The 18,244-nt window shown below is 59.8% G+C and carries 16 protein-coding genes and 1 riboswitch; of the genes, 4 read left to right on the forward strand and 12 right to left on the reverse strand.

The window, feature by feature from the left end; genetic code table 11:
- Positions 1 to 148: 148 nt before the first annotated feature.
- The 5 genes from ACR0DS_RS19470 to ACR0DS_RS19490 are packed head-to-tail and all read right to left on the reverse strand — an operon-like array spanning position 149 to position 7,090.
- Positions 149 to 2,779: a phosphoenolpyruvate carboxylase gene (locus tag ACR0DS_RS19470; protein WP_480560706.1), complete on the reverse strand. Its 2,631-nt coding sequence runs from the start codon at positions 2,777 to 2,779 to the stop codon at positions 149 to 151.
- Entirely contained in the window at positions 2,779 to 3,750 is a 972-nt protein-coding gene (locus ACR0DS_RS19475; RefSeq protein WP_480560708.1) for a 2-hydroxyacid dehydrogenase, read from the reverse strand. Before ACR0DS_RS19475 ends, ACR0DS_RS19470 begins: the two co-directional genes overlap by 1 nt.
- The gene (gene sucD / locus ACR0DS_RS19480) at positions 3,750 to 4,637 is read right to left on the reverse strand and encodes a succinate--CoA ligase subunit alpha (protein WP_209508187.1); all 888 of its coding nucleotides are present in this window, start codon (positions 4,635 to 4,637) and stop codon (positions 3,750 to 3,752) included. The genes ACR0DS_RS19475 and sucD overlap by 1 nt, the downstream gene beginning before the upstream one ends.
- Entirely contained in the window at positions 4,634 to 5,833 is a 1,200-nt protein-coding gene (locus ACR0DS_RS19485; protein ID WP_209508189.1) for a malate--CoA ligase subunit beta, read from the reverse strand. The genes sucD and ACR0DS_RS19485 overlap by 4 nt, the downstream gene beginning before the upstream one ends.
- Positions 5,834 to 5,848: 15 nt before the next feature.
- Positions 5,849 to 7,090 carry a pyridoxal-phosphate-dependent aminotransferase family protein gene (locus ACR0DS_RS19490; protein WP_480560710.1) on the reverse strand — a complete coding sequence of 414 codons (1,242 nt, stop codon included), beginning with the start codon at positions 7,088 to 7,090 and terminating at the stop codon, positions 5,849 to 5,851.
- A gap of 220 nt (positions 7,091 to 7,310) precedes the next feature.
- Between ACR0DS_RS19490 and ACR0DS_RS19495 the strand changes: the two genes are divergently transcribed.
- The gene (locus tag ACR0DS_RS19495; protein WP_267365646.1) at positions 7,311 to 7,940 is read left to right on the forward strand and encodes a response regulator transcription factor; all 630 of its coding nucleotides are present in this window, start codon (positions 7,311 to 7,313) and stop codon (positions 7,938 to 7,940) included.
- A 71-nt stretch (positions 7,941 to 8,011) separates the two neighbouring features.
- Here ACR0DS_RS19495 and ACR0DS_RS19500 read toward each other — a convergent pair whose 3' ends face one another.
- On the reverse strand, positions 8,012 to 8,188 hold the full coding sequence (locus tag ACR0DS_RS19500) for a hypothetical protein (protein ID WP_480560712.1): 177 nt from the start codon (positions 8,186 to 8,188) through the stop codon (positions 8,012 to 8,014).
- On the opposite strand from ACR0DS_RS19500, the gene ACR0DS_RS19505 reads away from it, so the two are divergent.
- The 3 genes from ACR0DS_RS19505 to ACR0DS_RS19515 all read left to right on the forward strand — a co-directional run bounded on the left by ACR0DS_RS19505 (position 8,187) and on the right by ACR0DS_RS19515 (position 13,183).
- Positions 8,187 to 11,900, forward strand: coding sequence for a hypothetical protein (locus ACR0DS_RS19505; RefSeq protein WP_480560714.1), 3,714 nt, complete (start codon positions 8,187 to 8,189; stop codon positions 11,898 to 11,900). The two genes, ACR0DS_RS19500 and ACR0DS_RS19505, sit on opposite strands and share 2 nt — an antisense overlap.
- On the forward strand, positions 11,893 to 12,891 hold the full coding sequence (locus tag ACR0DS_RS19510) for a hypothetical protein (RefSeq protein ID WP_480560716.1): 999 nt from the start codon (positions 11,893 to 11,895) through the stop codon (positions 12,889 to 12,891). Before ACR0DS_RS19505 ends, ACR0DS_RS19510 begins: the two co-directional genes overlap by 8 nt.
- Positions 12,892 to 12,967: 76 nt before the next feature.
- On the forward strand, positions 12,968 to 13,183 hold the full coding sequence (locus tag ACR0DS_RS19515; RefSeq protein WP_480477457.1) for a hypothetical protein: 216 nt from the start codon (positions 12,968 to 12,970) through the stop codon (positions 13,181 to 13,183).
- A 16-nt stretch (positions 13,184 to 13,199) separates the two neighbouring features.
- On the opposite strand, the gene ACR0DS_RS19520 is transcribed toward ACR0DS_RS19515, so the two are convergent.
- The 6 genes from ACR0DS_RS19520 to ACR0DS_RS19545 form a co-directional block, all read right to left on the reverse strand.
- Entirely contained in the window at positions 13,200 to 13,850 is a 651-nt protein-coding gene (locus ACR0DS_RS19520; protein ID WP_480560718.1) for an energy-coupling factor ABC transporter ATP-binding protein, read from the reverse strand.
- Positions 13,847 to 14,626 carry a cobalt ECF transporter T component CbiQ gene (cbiQ, locus tag ACR0DS_RS19525; protein ID WP_480560720.1) on the reverse strand — a complete coding sequence of 260 codons (780 nt, stop codon included), beginning with the start codon at positions 14,624 to 14,626 and terminating at the stop codon, positions 13,847 to 13,849. Before cbiQ ends, ACR0DS_RS19520 begins: the two co-directional genes overlap by 4 nt.
- Positions 14,626 to 15,189: a cobalt ABC transporter permease gene (locus ACR0DS_RS19530; protein ID WP_480560722.1), complete on the reverse strand. Its 564-nt coding sequence runs from the start codon at positions 15,187 to 15,189 to the stop codon at positions 14,626 to 14,628. The genes cbiQ and ACR0DS_RS19530 overlap by 1 nt, the downstream gene beginning before the upstream one ends.
- Positions 15,186 to 15,797: a cobalt transporter CbiM gene (gene cbiM / locus ACR0DS_RS19535; RefSeq protein WP_480560724.1), complete on the reverse strand. Its 612-nt coding sequence runs from the start codon at positions 15,795 to 15,797 to the stop codon at positions 15,186 to 15,188. The genes ACR0DS_RS19530 and cbiM overlap by 4 nt, the downstream gene beginning before the upstream one ends.
- 6 nt (positions 15,798 to 15,803) lie before the next feature.
- Complete coding sequence (locus ACR0DS_RS19540; RefSeq protein ID WP_480508814.1) at positions 15,804 to 16,589, reverse strand: DUF4198 domain-containing protein; 786 nt, start codon at positions 16,587 to 16,589, stop codon at positions 15,804 to 15,806.
- A 132-nt stretch (positions 16,590 to 16,721) separates the two neighbouring features.
- Positions 16,722 to 16,920, reverse strand: a riboswitch (cobalamin riboswitch).
- Between the two features lie 120 nt (positions 16,921 to 17,040).
- Positions 17,041 to 18,231, reverse strand: coding sequence for an ROK family transcriptional regulator (locus tag ACR0DS_RS19545; RefSeq protein ID WP_480560743.1), 1,191 nt, complete (start codon positions 18,229 to 18,231; stop codon positions 17,041 to 17,043).
- Between the last annotated feature and the right edge of the window lie 13 nt (positions 18,232 to 18,244).

The raw sequence follows: 18,244 nt of genomic DNA on the forward strand, positions 1-18,244 counted from the left end.
GGACGCAATCAGCTCGATCTCGTCGCGCTGACGACCCAGCTCAGACCGGATCGAGCCAAAAAGCTCAGGATCGCGGTCCGACAAGGACTGGGTGAAAAATCCGTCTGTTCGATGCGGGGCGTTCACAGTTTTGGTCTCCTGAAAATGGTTAGCCGGTCCAGCCAAGGCCAGCGGAAATGGCGTTCATGGATTGCAGCAGGGGCACGGGAACTGACCCTGCCTGCGGTTCGTTGCGGGCGTGTTGCAGCAGTTCGACCTGAAGAGCATGAATGCGGGCCAATTCGGCCTGTTTGCGGTCAAACCTCTCGCAAAGGCGGGGAAAGCGATGGCCGATGACCTGACCACCGGTCAGAAACCGGATCGCTTTGCAGGCACGATCGTATTCCGCCTTGATCACCTGCGATACACGTTGGCGGATCTCGATATCAGAGACCAATTCGCCATACTGCGCTGCGATTTCCATATCCGTCTGATAGAGCGATTTTTCCATCTCATCGACGGCAAGGCGGAACAGGCGGGAGTGTCGAAACATGTCGTGCAACACGTCATCACCGCGCGCGCCGCGAAACTTGCGAAAACTGGCCATGGCGGTGCCGAACCCGTACCAGCCGGTGATCAGGTGGCGGTTCTGCGACCACGCAAAGACCCACGGAATGGCCCGCAGGTCATCCAGACTGGCCGCGCCAAACCGGCGGGTCGGGCGGGATCCCATTTTCAGGCGGGCAAGTTCTTGGACGGGGCTCGCCTGCTGGAAATAGTCCAGAAAACCCGGCATCTGCAAAAGCGAGACATAGGCTGTCTGTGACAACTCTGACAAAGCATCCAATGCGTCATCAAATTCAGGCCGTGAAGGCGCCTCGTCAAGGGTCGCCGTATGGCGCATCGTGCTTGACAGCAACAACTCCAGATGCGCCGCAGCCGTGCCCCGGTTGGCATATTTGGCCGAAACCACCTCGCCCTGTTCGGTCACGCGCAGCCGCCCGGCAACTGTTCCGCTGGGCTGCGCGGCAATGGCACGCCCGGTCGGTGCACCACCCCGGCTGACCGAGCCGCCGCGACCATGGAAAAACGTGGCCTTGAAACCTTGCGAGGCCAGCGCCGAGACGATCCGGCGTTGGGCGCGCTCCAACTCCCATGTTGAGCAGAAATAGCCCCCGTCCTTGCCGCTGTCCGAATATCCCAGCATCACCTCGATTACCCGACCGTCGGTTTTGAGGCTGCGACGGGCAAGCGGGACAGCCAGAACGTCCAGCAGGATCGATGGGGCATTTCGCAAATCGGCAATCGTCTCGAACAATGGGACTACCGAAAGATCCAAAGTTTCGGAGCCAAACCCGGCATAGCGGGCCAATAGGTAGATACCGAGAATGTCGTCGGCCGAACGGGTCATGGACAGGATGAAGGGCCCTATTGCCTTGGGGTCCGGTCCCGATCGCACACCATGGACCAGAGCCAGAAGAGCAATCAGTTCCCGCGCCTGATCGCTTAACGCATCGCGGTTTTGATAGGGCAGGTTCTGATCGGCCAGTTCGGTTCGCAAGCGGGCAGACCATTCGGCTGTGCCGTAAACCGGCACCTTTCCGCTATGCGACCAGATTTCGGCCAGAACGTCGGTTGTGACGGTCGAATTCTGGCGGATGTCCAGCGTTGTGGTCCGGAACCCGAAAACCGAAGCAGCCCGGCGCAGCGGACGGATATGCTGCCGCGCCAGAATATCCGCGTTGACCGCACATAAAGCGGTATCAAGCGTGTCGAGATCGCCTACGAATTGCGAGATGTGATCATATCCGTTGTTTGTCAGCCGATAACGAATGGCATTGAGTGCTTGCCTGAATGGTTCGTTCCGATTGCGCCCGGCGGTCGGGGCCCGGTCGACTATCGCTTGTACTTGCGTCCTGACAGGTTCAGGTAAAGGCAATATCAGCGCGCTGATGCTTAACCTGCTTGCGGCACGTTCGAGTGCCTGGCGGTATAGGTCCAGAACTGTTTCGCGTCCGCGTTTCAGCGCCAATGCGGTCATCTCGGTCGTGGCATTCGGGTTGCCATCCCTGTCGCCGCCGATCCAGCTGTGAAAGCGGATATCGGGTGTATCGCTCAGCGTACGACCCAGCACTTGCAGGCAGGCCTGATCGAACCGGCCCATAACCTGCGGCACGGCGTCAAAGATTGCATCGCGGAAGAACTGCAACCCCCATTCGATCTCGTCGTGCAGGCTTGGGCGCGACAGGCGAAGTTCGCCGGTCAGCCACAAGAGATCAATCTCTCCCTCCAGACCATTCAACAATTCGGCGTGTTCGGTCGGAGTCCAGCGGTGCGTTTCAAGACTGACGAGGTTGCGGTAGATACGCCGGTGAATTTCCAGAACCGTTACCCGCTTGGCCTCGGTCGGATGCGCGGTCAGGGTGGGACCGGTACACAGGTCAGCGGTCAGCTTTTCCACCTGACTGTACGTCAGCGACAAGTCTGTCAGGGCTTCGGCAAAACCGCCTTCTACCGCTTCTGCGCCGTTTTGGGTTTCGGTCAGTCGACGATCCCGAACTTCGGCGTTTTCATCGATGATGCGCAACAGTTGGAACCAGATCGAAAGGGCCTGCAAATACGGCGTTGCCTCGGGTCCCGTGGGAATGGCTTGCAGCGGCGTGGCCTCGGCCCATGCCGCCACATGTGGCGCCCGTTTCAGCAATATATTCCGCCACAACGCCCGCAATTCCGAGCGCAACCCTTCGGCATAGCCCGAGGGGTTGGGGGTGGGCTGCATATTCGGGGCCAGCGCTTGCATCAGATCACGCGGTCCCGGGGTTCGCGGCCTTCAAAGAAATCATTCAGGTTATCGAGAACCCGAAACCCCATCGCCTCGCGCGCTTCGCGGGTGGCGCTGCCCAGATGTGGCAGCATCACGAGGTTGTCGCATTGCAGCAGGTCCGGGCTGATACGGGGTTCACCATCGAACACGTCCAGCGCGGCTCCGCCGATCATCTCGAACATCAGGGCCTGGATCAGCGCCCATTCGTCGATCACCTCACCGCGCGCGGTGTTGATCAGAAAGGCGTCGGGCTTCATCAGGCCCAGTCTGCGCGCGTTGATCAGATGGCGGTTTTCAGCCCCGCCGGGGCAATGCAGCGAGACGAAGTCGCATTGCGGCAGCAAGTCGTCAATCGAGGCCACCTGCGTTGCATTGCACCTGGCCAGCACGTCCGGCGCTATCTGACTGCGGTTGTAGACGAGGATGTCCATGCCGAAGCCATGATGCGCACGGCGGGCCATCTCTTGCCCGATGCGACCATAGCCGATGATGCCCAGCGTTTTGCCGCTGACCTTGGTTCCAACCAGATGCGTGGGCCGCCATCCGGTCCAGTTGCCGGACCGCAGCTCGCGCTCACCCTCGCCCGCGCGCCGGGCCACCATCAGCAGCAGGGTCATGGCGATATCAGCGGTGCATTCGGACAAAACATCGGGCGTGTTGGTCACGGTCATGCCCAGCTCACGCGCCGACGGTTCGCAGATGTGGCTGTATCCGACACCGTAATTGGCCAGGATCTTTGTCTGTGCACCAAGGACGTCCATTGCCTCGGCGCTCAGTGTGTCCGTTACAGTTGGCAGCACCGCGTCATAAGTTTTCAAGGCTTGCCGGATTTCGGCCGGGGACATGGGTTTGTCCCCGGTGTTCAGAACGGCATTATAGGTCTCGGCCAGCTGCGCCTCGACGGCGGCAGGCCAGCGACGGGTCACAAGAACCGAGGGTTTGACCATCACGCGGCCTCCATCACACGGGCAATTGTTTCACCGATCACCGCGGGGTTTTCGGCAACGGTCACCCCGGCGGCGGACAGGATCTCGACCTTTTCGCTGGCGCTTTCGCCAAAGGCCGAGATGATCGCACCCGCGTGGCCCATGGTGCGGCCCTTCGGAGCGGTCAGACCCGCGACATAGGCAATAACCGGCTTGGTGATGTGGTCGCGGATGTATTCGGCAGCCTCAGCTTCCTGTGGGCCACCGATCTCGCCGATCATGGCGATGACATGGGTGTCCTCGTCCTCTTCGAACCGCTGCAGGATGTCCTTGAAGGATGACCCGTTGATCGGGTCGCCACCAATCCCGACACTGGTCGAGACACCGATGCCGCGTTCTTTCAGCTGCGCCGCAGCCTCATAGCCCAGCGTGCCCGAGCGGCCGATGATGCCGACATGGCCGGGCAGATAGATGTGACCCGGCATGATGCCCAGCAACGCCTTTCCGGGCGAGATCGTACCGGCACAGTTCGGCCCGGTCAGCACCATGCGTTTCTCTTTCGGATAGCGGTACATGTACCGTTTCACCCGGATCATGTCCTGCGCCGGAATCCCGTCGGTGATGCAGACGCAGTAGCGGATACCGGCATCTGCGGCTTCCATGATTGAATCAGCCGCAAATGGCGGGGGTACGAAAACAAGGCTGGCGTCCGCGCCGGTCGCCTCGACGGCCTGTTTGACGGTGTCAAAGACCGGAACACCTTCGACGGTTTCGCCACCTTTGCCGGGTACGACACCGCCCACGACATTGGTGCCATAGTTCAACATGTCCTTGGTATGGAACCGGGCCATGCGGCCGGTGATGCCCTGCACGATAACGCGCGAGTCACGGTCGAGAAGAATGCTCATTTCACAGCCCTCATCTTGGTGCCTTGAGTAAGGTCGTTTTTCCATGCGCCAACAGCGCGTTCTGCCGCCTCCATCAGCGTTGAGGCGCGAATGATCGGCAGGCCGGACTTGGCCAAAATCTTCTGACCTTCTTCGACATTTGTTCCAGCCAGCCGCACGACGACGGGCAGGTCGAGGTCAAGTTCCCGCAGGGCCTGAACGACGCCTTCGGCCACCCAGTCGCAGCGGTTGATACCGGCGAAGATGTTGACCAGAATGGCCTGAACATTGTCGTCTGACAGGACCAGACGAAACGCCTTGGCCACCCGTTCAGGCGACGCGCCACCCCCGATGTCGAGGAAATTTGCAGGTTCGCCACCAGCCAGCTTGATCGTGTCCATCGTGGCCATCGCCAGACCAGCGCCGTTGACGATGCAGCCGATATTTCCGTCCAGCCCGACATAGGACAATCCGCGGTCGGCCGCGCGGCTTTCGCGCGGGTCTTCCTGGCTTTTGTCACGCAGTTCAGAGATTTGCGGATGGCGGAACAGGGCGTTGTCGTCAAAGCTCATCTTGGCGTCAAGCGCCAGCACCCGGTCGTCACCCGTGATGACCAACGGGTTGATCTCGACCATTGTCGCGTCCAGCTCGCTAAAGGCGGCGTAGCAGCCTTGCAATGTACGCACCATTTGCTGGATCAGCCTGGGTTCAAGCCCCAGATTGAATGCGATCTCGCGCGCCTGAAACTCCTGAAGCCCAACCGCCGGCTCCACGATGGAGCGGACGATGCTTTCCGGGCGGTCAGCCGAGATATCCTCGATCTCCATCCCGCCCTCGGACGAGGCCACGATCATCACCCTTTGGCTGGACCGGTCGAGGACAAAACCCAGATAGATCTCGCGATCAATCGGCACGGCGGCTTCGACATAGACGCGATAGATGCCTTTGCCTTCGGGGCCGGTCTGGTGCGTGACCAGCTTGCGGCCAAACAGATCATCGCAGGCCTGATAGATTTCGTTTTCGGTGTTGCACAGCTTGACCCCTCCGGCCTTGCCGCGACCGCCTGCATGGACCTGCGCCTTGACGATCCATTTGTCACCGCCCAGCTCACGCGCCCGATAGGCCGCTTGTTCCGGACTGTAGGCCAGTGCGCCGGATGGTATGGCGACACCGAAATTCGAAAGAATTTCCTTTGCCTGGTATTCGTGAATATCCATCTGATCCGCTCCTGTTTATGCAGCGATTGAGGTGCCGTAACGGCTTTCCAGCAGGTCTTCGATTGCGTCTTGGTCGACCGTTCCGCCCAGCTCTCGGATGGCTTCGGCGAACAGGCGCACAATCCGGCTGACGGCGTCGCGGTTCAATTGGTTGAGGATGCCGATGCGCACCTGCACGGGTGCGCTGAGCGTCGGCCAGATGCCAAACCCGCGCGCGCGGCAGTTCTGGACCAGCTCCATCTCGCGGCCAGCCAGTTCCGGGGGCAGGTTCAGCACGATCAGGCTGGGCATGTCGGAGGTGACCTCGCAGCCCAATTCGGTGACGGCGTCCCGCAGAACCTTCTCGTGCGTCTTGTACGACGCGGACCGCTTGGCCAGACCTTCCTGAAGGGTCAGGCGCAGGGATTCATGGAAGGCCGCAACGGCGTAGCCCGAATGGGTGCGGTGATAGGTGCCCTTTTCAACATCCTGCCCATCGACAATGCCCCAATGGCGGGCCTCAAAGATGGGATTGTGCACATAGGTATAGGCACCGGTGGTTTTCAGTGAGGTGATATAGGCGTCGGTAAAGCTGACAGGGGCATAGGTCAGCGGCAAGCAACACAGACCTTTCTGCGGGCAGGACGCCCATCCGGCGATACCCGGAAAATCGTCTATCGAGAAGTCATCGACGCCCAGAGACGACACCGCATCGATCAGACCCATCGCGCCATGACGTTCGCACGCGTCGGAAAATCCGCGCAGGTCATTGATGCGGCCCGATCCGGTTTCCCAATGCGCCATGAAAGCCCATTTCGGTTTGTGCTGCGCCAGCGTAGCTTCGACCAGATCACCGGTGACCGGCTGGCCGTGCGGAACCTCGATCACGGTGACGCTGGCGGCCTGAGGTGCCATCGGGTTGGCTGCATGTTCTTCGGGCGTCGCCGCCTTGATCCGCAGGGTCAGCGCGTCGATCCCCGAGAATGTCCCGTTGGCAAAAGCAACGACCTTATCGCCAGGCATGACAGCCGAAAACATGGTGTCCAGGGCGCTCCAACCGGTGCCGGCAACAGCAAAGGTATAGACGTTTTGGGTGCCCCAGATTTTCCGCAGCATGTGCTTGCATTCGACCATCCCCCTAAGGACGTCCCCCTGCATGTGATCGGCAACGCCTGCATCGGCAAAGGCCTTGAGGACGCGCGCATCCGTGTTGCCCGGCCCCGGCCCCGCTGCGAGGGTCTGAGGGATTTCGAGCGGAGGGAAAATCTGAAAAGTCATGGTCTGGCATCCTCGGCTGTTGGCCGGGCATAGCGGCCCGTTGTGTCAAGTTACCGAGCAGGAAACGCGAGCTTGCTTTATGACGCAACGTAACTTACTACTGCTTTTGGATGGCCAATAGGACGGGGCAATACCTACCCGTTTTGGTAAAAATACGAAGGTATACAAAGAAATGCCCTATCCTTATAGGTAGGTTTTTCCGGAATCGGGGCAAAATCATATGGTTGAGACACCGAACAAACCCATCGACATCATGCTGGCGGACGGCAACCCGCTGGTTCTGTCGGCCATGTCCGAAATATTCGAGCGAGACCCCCGATTCTCGCTGATGGCCACGTCAGCAACGGCCGAAGGGTTTCTGGGAACGGTGATGCGGGTTCCCGTTCAGGTTGGTGTCGTCGACTGGACACTTCCGGTTTTGGGGGCCGCCAAACTGATTGAGGTTCTGCGCGATCAGCCCAACGCCCCGCGCTTTGTCGTTTATGGCGACACTGGCGGCGATGTCCCGCGATTGGCGATGCAGGCGGGTGCGGCTGGATTTGCCGCCCGCACGGGCGAGGTTGAGGGTCTGCTGGAAACCTGCGCCAAAGTTGCAGCGGGTAAGATGGTATTCCCGTTCATCGATATCCGGAAGATGCAACAGGACCCAATCCAGAGTCTGTCGCGTAAGGAACGCGCAATTCTGGAGGCGCTGGCCCAAGGAATGTCGAACCGGGACCTGTCGAAGGAACTTCAGATTTCGACAAACACGGTCAAGTTTCACCTGTCCAACATCTACGAAAAGCTGAGTGTCAAAAACCGCACGCAGGCCATTGCGTATTTCTATTCGTCTCAGCAGTCACGAAACTAGACCAAAGGCGATTTGGATGCCGGTGTTTCCGGGCAGGTTATTCGTCCAACTCTGACCAATTCTGGATACCGTCAGCAGCAAGAGACACGGTGCTTGTCCTGAGCGCTTTGCCGCGCGCGGCGGTAGGCACAACCCTGCGTTGCTTCCGCGAATCCCCCAAACATGTTACCTTGGGTCACCTTTAATGATTTGACTTCTTTTTCTGACATCTCGTTTTTTTCAGCTCTTTCTCGAGAGGTGACGTTCATGTCCGACTCCAGCAGTGAGCCCCCGCGCATAACGCTGTCCCTACCAAATCTTCGGCCTAACCCATCGATATCAGCGGAAATTTCCGGCACTGTCGCGGCTGGTGCGCACAGCGTTGAGGATCAGAAGCGGGTTGAGGCGGAAAAGCTCAAGGCATTGCGCCGTGGCGTCGGAATAGAGCTGTCCTCAGAAGTGATCAACGATCTGGTCGACCGGCGCGTCCAGTCGACTGGTGCGGTTTTTCGCCAGCTTGCAACCATTCGCGAAGATCTGGCCGGAGGCTTTCTGGGGGCGGTCGTTCCCACCCTCGCCCCGAAATTGCGGGGGGAACTGATCAACCCTGACGGGACCCCGGCCGAACGTGTGATCGTCGAGGTCCTGCGCCCCACCTTTACCGCCAATGAAGGGATCGACAACGCAGATTTTTCGTGGGCTGTCAAAGCCGCCGTCACGGACGCGCGTGGTCTTTTTTCGGTTGATCTGCCTAATCTCCGCCTGCCGCAGAACGGCCTGCGGTTACGGATCAGGGGCCAGAACACCACCCTGACAGAAGCCGTGCCACGCGTTGACGCGCTGGACGGCGAAATGGGCCTTGTGGTGCTGGATCGCACTGTCCTGCCTTTGCAGCGTTCGATCGTCGGTGAGCTGGCCGATATCTTGCCGGTGGATCCCGAGGATGCTGAAGAAAACATATCCGATTTCACCGGTACGCAGGCCCCTATCGTGCTGGGCGAGGGCGATTGCGCGTCGGAGTACCGAACCGAAGGCGGCACGGTTTCACGGCGGCGCTATTCGGTTCTGTACCGGCTGATTGATCCGCTCGTCGGGCCCAAGAATATCGTTCGAACACGCCCCATAGGCGGTGGCCGTTTTGTGACGACTATTCCGGGTACAACCTTTGCTCAGGCCAATCTGTCCGCCGAAACGCTTCTGGCCGCGTTCAACAATGACGGGGGTGATTGGGATTTTCGGGACCGAATTCCGATTGATGAACCCATTGATATTGAAGACTTCTTTGAAGATCTTGAAGAACGGCCGCAGGATGTGCCCAAAGCGTCGAGCCTTGCGCTTGGCTATATTGCCAAGATGCGGTCGACGGCTGTCCATGCTGGCATGTCTTTGGGTCGGCTGGTCTATTCCCTGCCGCTTGCCCCGGGAGAAGAGCAGCGGATAGTCGTGTCGGAACAGCGCGAAACACTGAGCGTACGTGAACGAGAGAGCCTGACATTTGAAGAGCAACAAGAGTTCGAGGAAGCCCGCGACACGTCCTTTGACAGTACGTTTGAAAGCGCGCTGGATGAGGTAATTCAGGGCACGTCTTCGTTTTCGACCCGCGCTTTTTCAAAGAGCTTCGGAGGCGCAGGTGGCGTTGGTGGCGGCCTGTTCGGAGGCATCGGGGCCATCGTCGGCGGCGTGGGCTTCAGCGGCGCACGGTCCAGTTCGAATTCTTCCGGCAATTCGTCCAACACGCAGAACACATCGCGCGATTTTCTGTCCGACACCCATGAGACATTCTCTGCCGCGCTTGAACGGGCGGCTTCGGTCAAGCGTAACTCGGCACGGACCAGTGTGCGCACTGCAACTGCGACGGATCGGCGGACGGCCACAACGAAATTCGTGGCCAACCGCAATCATTGCCACGCAATGACCATGCAATGGTTCGAAGTCCTGCGCGACTTTTCTCTGGAAACGCGTATCGAGGGGGTGCAGCTGGTGGTCTTTGTGCCCATGCAACTCATCCGCTTCCGCCGTCTGGGGCAAGGCGATCAGTTGCCGGGCAATGTCACCCGGTCCGGATTGCTGAGCCGGTACAAGGTCATCCTGCGCCATGCAGAAGTGTTCCGACGCGTGTTCCGAAGCCGCCGCAGATTCCGCAGCGCACTGAAGCTGCTGGAAGAGTTTTATGCGGACAAGGACGCAACACCGCAGAACGCGCCCGGCGTCGCGCAGGACATCGTCAGTTTCGAGGCGCAGGGCACGTTCATGCCCAATGATGACATTTCTGTCGTGATCTTCACGCAGGATGGCGACCGGGTCGGACCTGTGCCGCTGACCGGATCGCCGATAGACATCGACAACCTGCATGACCTGCCAGCGGAAACACGCGAGAACCTGCTTGTCCGGCTGGCTGATGCGCGGCGTGATCCGACCAAGCGCCGGACCTATACCGGGTCTGTGGCTTTGCCCCGTTCGGTCGAGCGGTCGGATATCGCCCGTGTCGAGCTGCGCAGGCGGACGGGTTCGTTTGCCTACTCGTTCTACACCGGTCCTGATCCCATCAATATTTTCAACATCTGGGAACATCTGGCCAATCTGGAAGATGCCGACGATCTGGATCGGGCGACCCGCAATATCAACCGCAGCCTTCGCACCACGATCTCGGGCTCGGACTTTGACGATCTGGTGGGACCGCCCATGATCAGCGAGTTTGAGGCGCGTATGAACGAAAACGCCCAGACCGTTGTTGATGACAATACGTTCCAGGCGCTGCCTGCCACCCTGCCCTATTCCGTGCAGGAAGTGCCGGACGTTCTGTCACGCCGGGATCTGCGCCGCATCGAAGAAATGTACCAGCATGTTGTAGCCAACACCGTTCGCTATTCCCGCGTGATCTGGGCCAGCATGACGGACGAAGAACGTGCGATCCTGCTGGAGCGTTTCACCATAGGGGTACCGGAAGGCGGGCTGGACGATGCCTCAAGCGAGATATCGCTGCTCAGCACCGTCCAGAACAAGGTGTTGGGGTTCTATGGCAATGCCATGATCATGCCCTTCTCGATCCCGCCCGATTTGGCCGACCGGATGGAGATGCGGACCGGTGACATTCAGGACAGTCTTCTGGCCTTCCATCGCGAAGACTTCCGACCACCGCGCCGCACGATCTCGCTGCCGACCAAGGGCCTGTTGGGCGAGGCTGTACTGGGCCGCTGCAATTCCTGCGAGATGATCGACCATCGCCGCTTCTGGAACTGGCAGGACAGCCCGACACCGCCACCGGTTGGCGACGCGCCGGTCCTGCCTGCTGACAGTGACGCCATCTTTGGTACACGTGCGCCGTCAGACCTGCCGAACAACCAGCCTTCGAACACGCTGACCATTGCAGGGGGCGACATTGGCACCGGCCAGGCTGTGCCCACGTCGCAATTGGCCGAAATCCTCAAGGCTGCGCCCGATCTTGCGCGGGCGGGAACCGATCTGACGGGTCTGAAGGAGTTGCAGGCGCAACTGGCGCTTGAAACGCAATCGGTCGCTGCGGGGCGTGACAAGGCCATCGACACGGCGACGGATCTGACCAAGGAGCTGGTTGGAAAGGCCACGGAACTTGCGGGTAAAGGTCAGGAAATCGCTGCCGCCCGCAAAGAGGAAGAGGCCAAGAAGGCCGCCGCTGACAAGAAGGCATTCGACGCCAGCAATGCCGCCAAGATCAAGGGGTTTGAGGATATCGCCAAGAACGCTTCGGGTGTTTCCGCGCTGATCGGTGGGCAACCGGATGGCAACCGGGTCGGTTTCGTTCAAAACCTGTTCAAGGATTTCCCCGGCGGGGCTACGGCTTTGGCCAACCCGTCCAACACGCTGCTTCTGGCCAAGCTTTTCGGGGCCTTCACCAAGGCAAATGCGGATGCTGATGACGGCAGCGCGACCAAGGCCGGCAGCCAGTCGGTGCTGGATTTCCTCAATGGCCTGAACGCCCCTGCGGAGGACGACAATGAGTGACACGAGCACAAATGTGACGGACAAACCGGGAATTGATGAAAGCCTTGCCGAGGCGATCATCAATATCCTTGAAACGACCAACTCTCCAGCGATCCAGCGTGCCCGTGAGGTGATTGCCCATAGGCTGGCCATTGCGGGCGATATTGCCCCTTCGCGCATCCCTGCGCCGCGCAACATCACCGAGATCGGCGGCTATATCAATCTGCTGAGCGAGTATGGTGAGGCCGAACAGCGCGCACGCATGATCGCGGCCGCTTTGGGTATCGCGGGACCGCAGATTTCGCTGCCGCAGCCGGGTGCCGTTCCGCCGATGTCTTTCATCACTCGCGACGGTGCAAGGCCCGTTGGTCCGCAGCAGGCCAGTTTTCCGCTGAGCTACACGATCCGCAGTGATTTCGTTCCGGCCTTCGACAATGCGTTGCAGGAGATCGCGATACGTGGCGGTGCGGTGCCGATCCTGACACCTGTCAGGGTCCTTCCGGCCGCCGGATCAGGCCCCGTGACCGACGGCATCGCACAGCTGGCTTTGATCGGTCGAACCCTCAGCCTGGCACCGACTGCGGCGCTGCATGCCGTGGCCACCGACCCCCTGTCGCTCAGCCGTCCGACTGCGGGTGGCGGGTTCGAGGTTCTGGCACGGGTCATCGACGCCGCCGCCCCGATTGCCGGGACCATCGCGGCGGCAGACTGGACAAGCTGGGAATGCGATGCTGCTGCCTGTTCCGAGGTTGACAGCAACGATGCGCGCTTTGCCCTTTCACCGATCCTGAATGCGGCCGGTTGGCACCAGGCCGCTGATCCCGGCAATCCCAACAGCCTGTCCGATCCCGACAGCTGGGCAGCGTGGCAGAACATCACCGGGCTTGTACCCGGCGTCACACGGTTCGCGGATGAGCTGCAATTGCTGTACCCTGCCGAGATGCTCATCACCTCGCCGGTCTTCAATCAATTGGACAATGTCTGGACGGGAAGCGCATTCGCCGCGCCATAGGACCCCCTCTGCATCCGCAACAAAGTGATTTGGCGGCACTTGGCTTTTGGAGTTACGCTTGAACAGGAGGGGTGCCATGCGAAACCCGGAACGTTTCGAAAAATTCTACTTTGCCAAAGTTGGCATGGGCGAAGCCTGCGGTTGCGCCGAGCGCATCATCGACGTTTTCGAGTTCAACCGAAAAGGTGGCGCGCAGTCGAAACACCCGGTGAAACAGGACCGTCGCAGACGCCTATCGTTTCGCGCATGGGCAGTCAGATATGGGCTTATGAGCCGAAAGCGGAACAGCTGAACACGTATTGGTCCTGTCAGACAGCAACCAGTTTTCCGTCTCGCAAATCCAGCGCATCCGGTGCCAGTTCGGCGCGGAAGGCCGGGGAATGGCTGACAAGAAGGATCGCTTGCGGCAATGCCCGGAGGATTTCCAGCAGCCGGGCCTCGTTCCGTGGGTCCAGCGCGTTGGTGGGTTCATCAAGCAGCAGAACCTCGGGCTCCATCGCCAGAACGGTCGCCAGCGTAACCAGCCGTTTTTCACCCCCTGACAAATTGTGGGTGATGCGGTTCTTCAGATGCATCAGGTCCAGATCACCCAACACGCTTTCAACGATGGCAAGTGCTTCGTCGCGTGTTCTGCCCAGGTTGAGCGGGCCAAAGGCGATATCCTCGGCGACGGTCGGGCAGAACAACTGATCATCCGCATCCTGAAACACAAGTCCCACCCGGCGGCGCACGTCGTGAAAATCGGCCTCTTGCACCCTTTGCTGACCAAAGATCGTGACCGTGCCGGACCGTGGGCGCTGCAAGCCAAGCGTGATACGCAGCAAGGTCGATTTTCCCGCCCCGTTCGGGCCCGTCAGCGACAGGCGTTGACCGGCGGACAGGCTGAGGCTGGCACCGTCAAGAACGGGTGGCTGACCGGGGTAGGCAAAGCAGATATCTTCAAGCGCAATCAGTGTCATGCCAAATCCAGTATGATCAGACCCGCGCAAAGGGCACCAAGACCTGCGGCAAAAACGATGTCCCTTCGGGTCAGGGCAAAGTCCTGAAGCAGCAGCATACGGCCTGAAAACCCCCGGCATTTCATCGCATCAAGTATGCGTTCGGATCTTTCGATCGCGCGCACCAGCATCATGCCCACGAGATAGCCAAAGCTGCGATAGGTGTGCCAGTTTGTTGCCGGGCGAAATCCGCGTACCTTCATGGCCGCGCGCAGGCGCAGGTATTCTTCCCGCAGAACCTCGATATAGCGGATGGTGAACATCAGAAGGTGAACCAGCTTTTCGGGGCAGCGCAGGCGGTGCAGGGCGTGGCCAAGAGTGACCGGCTCCATCGTGCCGACCAGCACCATAAGGGACAGGATGACCGCGTTGGCCGTCAGAGCGATCTCGACCGCTTTCCAGAAACCCTGCCAGCTTGCGGGAAACCCCCAGAGCGTGAACATCGGGTCGCCGGGCATGGAGAATGGCAACAGCACCAGCATGAAAAGGATGAACCCATCCATCATGGCCATGCGTTTCAACGTTTTCCGCCAGGGCAGACGCGACGCGGCAAGAAGCGAAAGGGACACCACCAAAGCCGCGCACAGCGCCGTCAGCGAGGACACCGCGACAGTCACCACCGCGAAGACAACCGCCATGACGATCCGCATCCTTGGATCAAGCGGGTTGATCGCGCCGCGCCGCTGCGCGCCCGCTTTGACCAGCGTGCTTTCCTGTTGCCCCAGAACGTGCGCCATCAGGCCGCCAGCTTGCGGCGTGCCGCAAAGTAAAAGCCCAGACCAAACAGACCGACGATATATCCGATCCCACCCAGAACAGTTTGCAGGTCATTTTGTTCGCGGTAGGCGGCGATTTCCCGACGCAGCGGGCGCAGCTCATCCCGCACGGCCCTGGCAATGACCTGTTGTTGTTCATCGCTGAGCACCGCCGCTGTCTGGGCAGGTGCGTTTGTCGGCGCGGTGTCGGGTTCCGCTTCAACGCCCATGATCCGGGCGACATCCGCAGCGGGCATGGTGACCTCGGTCACATGCCCGGCACCAAGGTTTGCAAAGAAAGTATGGGCCACCGGCGCGTTTGGCGTGTAGATAAAAAACCCATCTGCATCTGTTACGATACGGCCCAGCTCGGCTCCGTCCGGGCCGTTGACGATGACCTCGGCCCCGCTTGCCATGTCACCGTTGGAAAAGCCGATTTCGCCTTCGATGGCGTCACCGGATTCAAACACTCCGGCGATGACCTTATGCGCCAAGGCAGGTACGGGTGCGCAGCACAGCACCAGAATGATCGCCAGGTACCTCATGCGACCGCTCGTTTGACAAACAGCTCGGGCTTGACCTTGCGCGCCAGCAAAACCGCGAACCCAGTCAGGATCGCCTCGATCGCCATGACAGGAATATGTGCAAAGAAAACAAGCTTGGCCGCTGGCAGGAATGCATCCCCGGACAGGGCCAGTGAAAACGCAACCATGCCGGTTGTGGCGGCGATGGCAAAGGCACCGCCGACCCCGCCCCATATCGCACCTTGCAGAGGTGAGCCATGGGCGATCAGGCGGCCAAAGATCAGCCCGGCCAAAACCGCGGGCAACGCGATGTTCAGGGTGTTGATCCCCAATACCGTCAACCCGCCAAAGCCAAAGAAGACGGCCTGCAGCAAAAGCCCGACGAACAAGGCCGGGAATGCGGCCCAGCCCAACAAAAGCCCGGCCATACCGTTGAGGATCAGATGCACTGACGAAGGGCCAATCGGCACATGGATCAGCGATGCCACGAAAAAGCTGGCAGACAGCACCCCCGCAGTGGGGATGCGATCAAGATCCAGCGACCTGAGGCCCATGGCAATCCCACCCGCCGCAGCGACTGCGCCGCCGATCACGACAGGGTTGGACAAGGCTCCGTCAACGATGTGCATCTACGGTTACTCCAAATCCCAGGCGCGGATCCAGATGACAGCGTCCTGACTGAGTTCTTTGCCATTGTGTTCGGTCACGGGACCGGCGCCGAGTGCGGCAAATCCCCAATATCCGGCTTTTGGAACGCCAAACGTGAAATACCCGTTATCATCCGAAGTTGCGACCAATGCACCACCCGGCATCGGCGAGACCGACGGGGCGGAAGCGGCCGCGCTTTCCATGTTCGGTTCTGCGGCCATGTACTCGATCTCGATCTCGGCACCCGCAACCGGTTGGCCTTCGGCCATAACCCGACCTGTAAACGTCGAACCCGCGATGATGTTGGTTGGTTTGTTGAGCGGGATGATCTCAACCGGCAAGCCCACCGGGTTCATCCAGTCGGTCGGCAGTTCATTGCGGTTCAGGAATGCCTTGGCGATCTGCTGGATATAGATATCCTCGGATTCCTCATAATAGGGCTGGGGAACAGTCACCAACACATAGTCGCCCGACCGTTTGACGGGAACATAACCCTTGAATGCCGCGCCTTCGTTTTCGCCGCCGGTGAAACGTACGGGTTCCAAGGTATCCAGCAGATCGGTTTTCTGACCGTTGTGGATCACGTAGAATTCCTGCGGCTTGTCCAGATCCATGACATGCCCGTTCGAGAACGGATGCCAAAAGATCAGCTTGACCGGAACATTCCCCGGTGCGTCGATCATGGTGTCAGCGGTGTATTCCAGCAGGAAATGCGCATTTGCCATCGCTGGAAGCGCCATCGCCACAGCGGCTGCGGAAAGCAGCTTGGTCATCAATAGTCGTCCTTGTCCCATCGCACCAACCCCGGTACGAGATGCGTTTTGACTGCGGGGACGTCCAAGCTAAGCTGCTTTTTCAAGCATCCTGCTCCGACGCACATCCCGTCGCCGATTAGGAGTGCCCTTGTCAAAGGCACATGTCCGGCAGGTATCCTGACTTGCGGGTCAAAGCGTTGGGCTGGCCTTCCCGGATTAACACCAGTGGCACTTCAGCCCTGCTCGCCGCTTACAGTTGCGGGTGCAGTTGCGGAATTGGGCCAAAGCCCGCACCGCATTCCCTATTGATTCCAGAGCACGCCCCGGAACCGGACATGCCGAGCGGCTTGCCAGACTTCTTCGGCATCCGTCAACGATCAATTGCGCTGGCTGTCAAAAAGTTTAGCGGGCGATGCCCTTTTTCCGGCGGATCCGCTTTGGATAAAGGTCGGGGTTTTCAGGGATGAACCTACCCTTCGAGCAGGTATCTTTCCGACAATGGCAAACTGGCCGCCCCCAATGAGCGGGCATCCGGGCCTGCCGTCCCCGCCAGCACCAAGGGCCGTTCAAGCCCGGTCAGGTTCATATGGGATAGTTTGAGCTCAACCCTTTCCACCAGCCGCGCCTTGATATCAGCAGGCATCCAGCCATCAATCTTGACACATTCGAAATCGATCAGGCTGCAAGAAGAGACGATGGCATGGGCGATTCCGTGCGCCGCCTGGTTCAGCCAATTCTCAAGGTGGGTTTCCGGTACGTCCCAATGCAGTGTCGTTTCCCAGATTGAACCGGCTGTTGCGGCATTTCCACCAACCGCACGCTCCAGCACATAAAGACTGGCGACATCTATCAACGGTTTCACTCCGCCCACTTCGTCCGGCACAGGCAATGGGCCAAGCGCACCGGCATTTCCCCGCCCTGAAAAGATGGAGCCGTTCAGAACCACCCCGCCCCCGATGAAGAAGCCGACATAGAAATACAGGAAATCTCGTGGGCCTTCCGCCGGGCCAAACACCAGCTCGGCACCGCAGGCGGCCGTTGCGTCGTTTTGCAGGAAAACCGGCACGTCATAGCTAGCGGCCAACGCGCCTTTCAGGTCCGCGTCACGCCACGGATCCATTTTTTCCTGAGGAACCTGCAATGTTTGTGCCCAGTCCCAAAGGTAGAACGGCATGGCAATCCCAAGGCCCGCGATTCTGCTGCGCGCCTCGTGCGACATTGACGCCATCACTTTGTCGAGGCTTTCTGTGGAAAAGCTCAATGTCGCCTCGGGCGTCGGAAAATCATAGGTCCGCCGTTCGCGGTGCCTGACGTTGCCAAGGAAATCCGTCAGCACCAGTTCGGTACTGCGCCGCCCGACTTTGAGCCCAAAGAAATAAGCGCCATCCGGGTTCAGGCGCATGGGAACCGAGGGCTGTCCGACTTTTCCCCGGATCGGTTCGCCCCGCAGAAGCAGCCCATCGGTTTCCAACTGGCGCATGATGACCGAGACCGTCTGCGCCGACAGCCCGGTCATCCGCGCGATTTCAGATTTTGCGAGGGCCTGATGGCGCCGGACCAGTGACAGGACAAGCCGTTCATTTCGGGCCCGCATTCCACTTTGGTTGGTGCCGCGCATATCTGGCTCGCGTACGCCAGTGGTATTGTCCAAAGAGTTCATTGCAGACACGGCC

The sequence above is a fragment of the Ruegeria sp. AF5 genome (assembly GCF_056541905.1).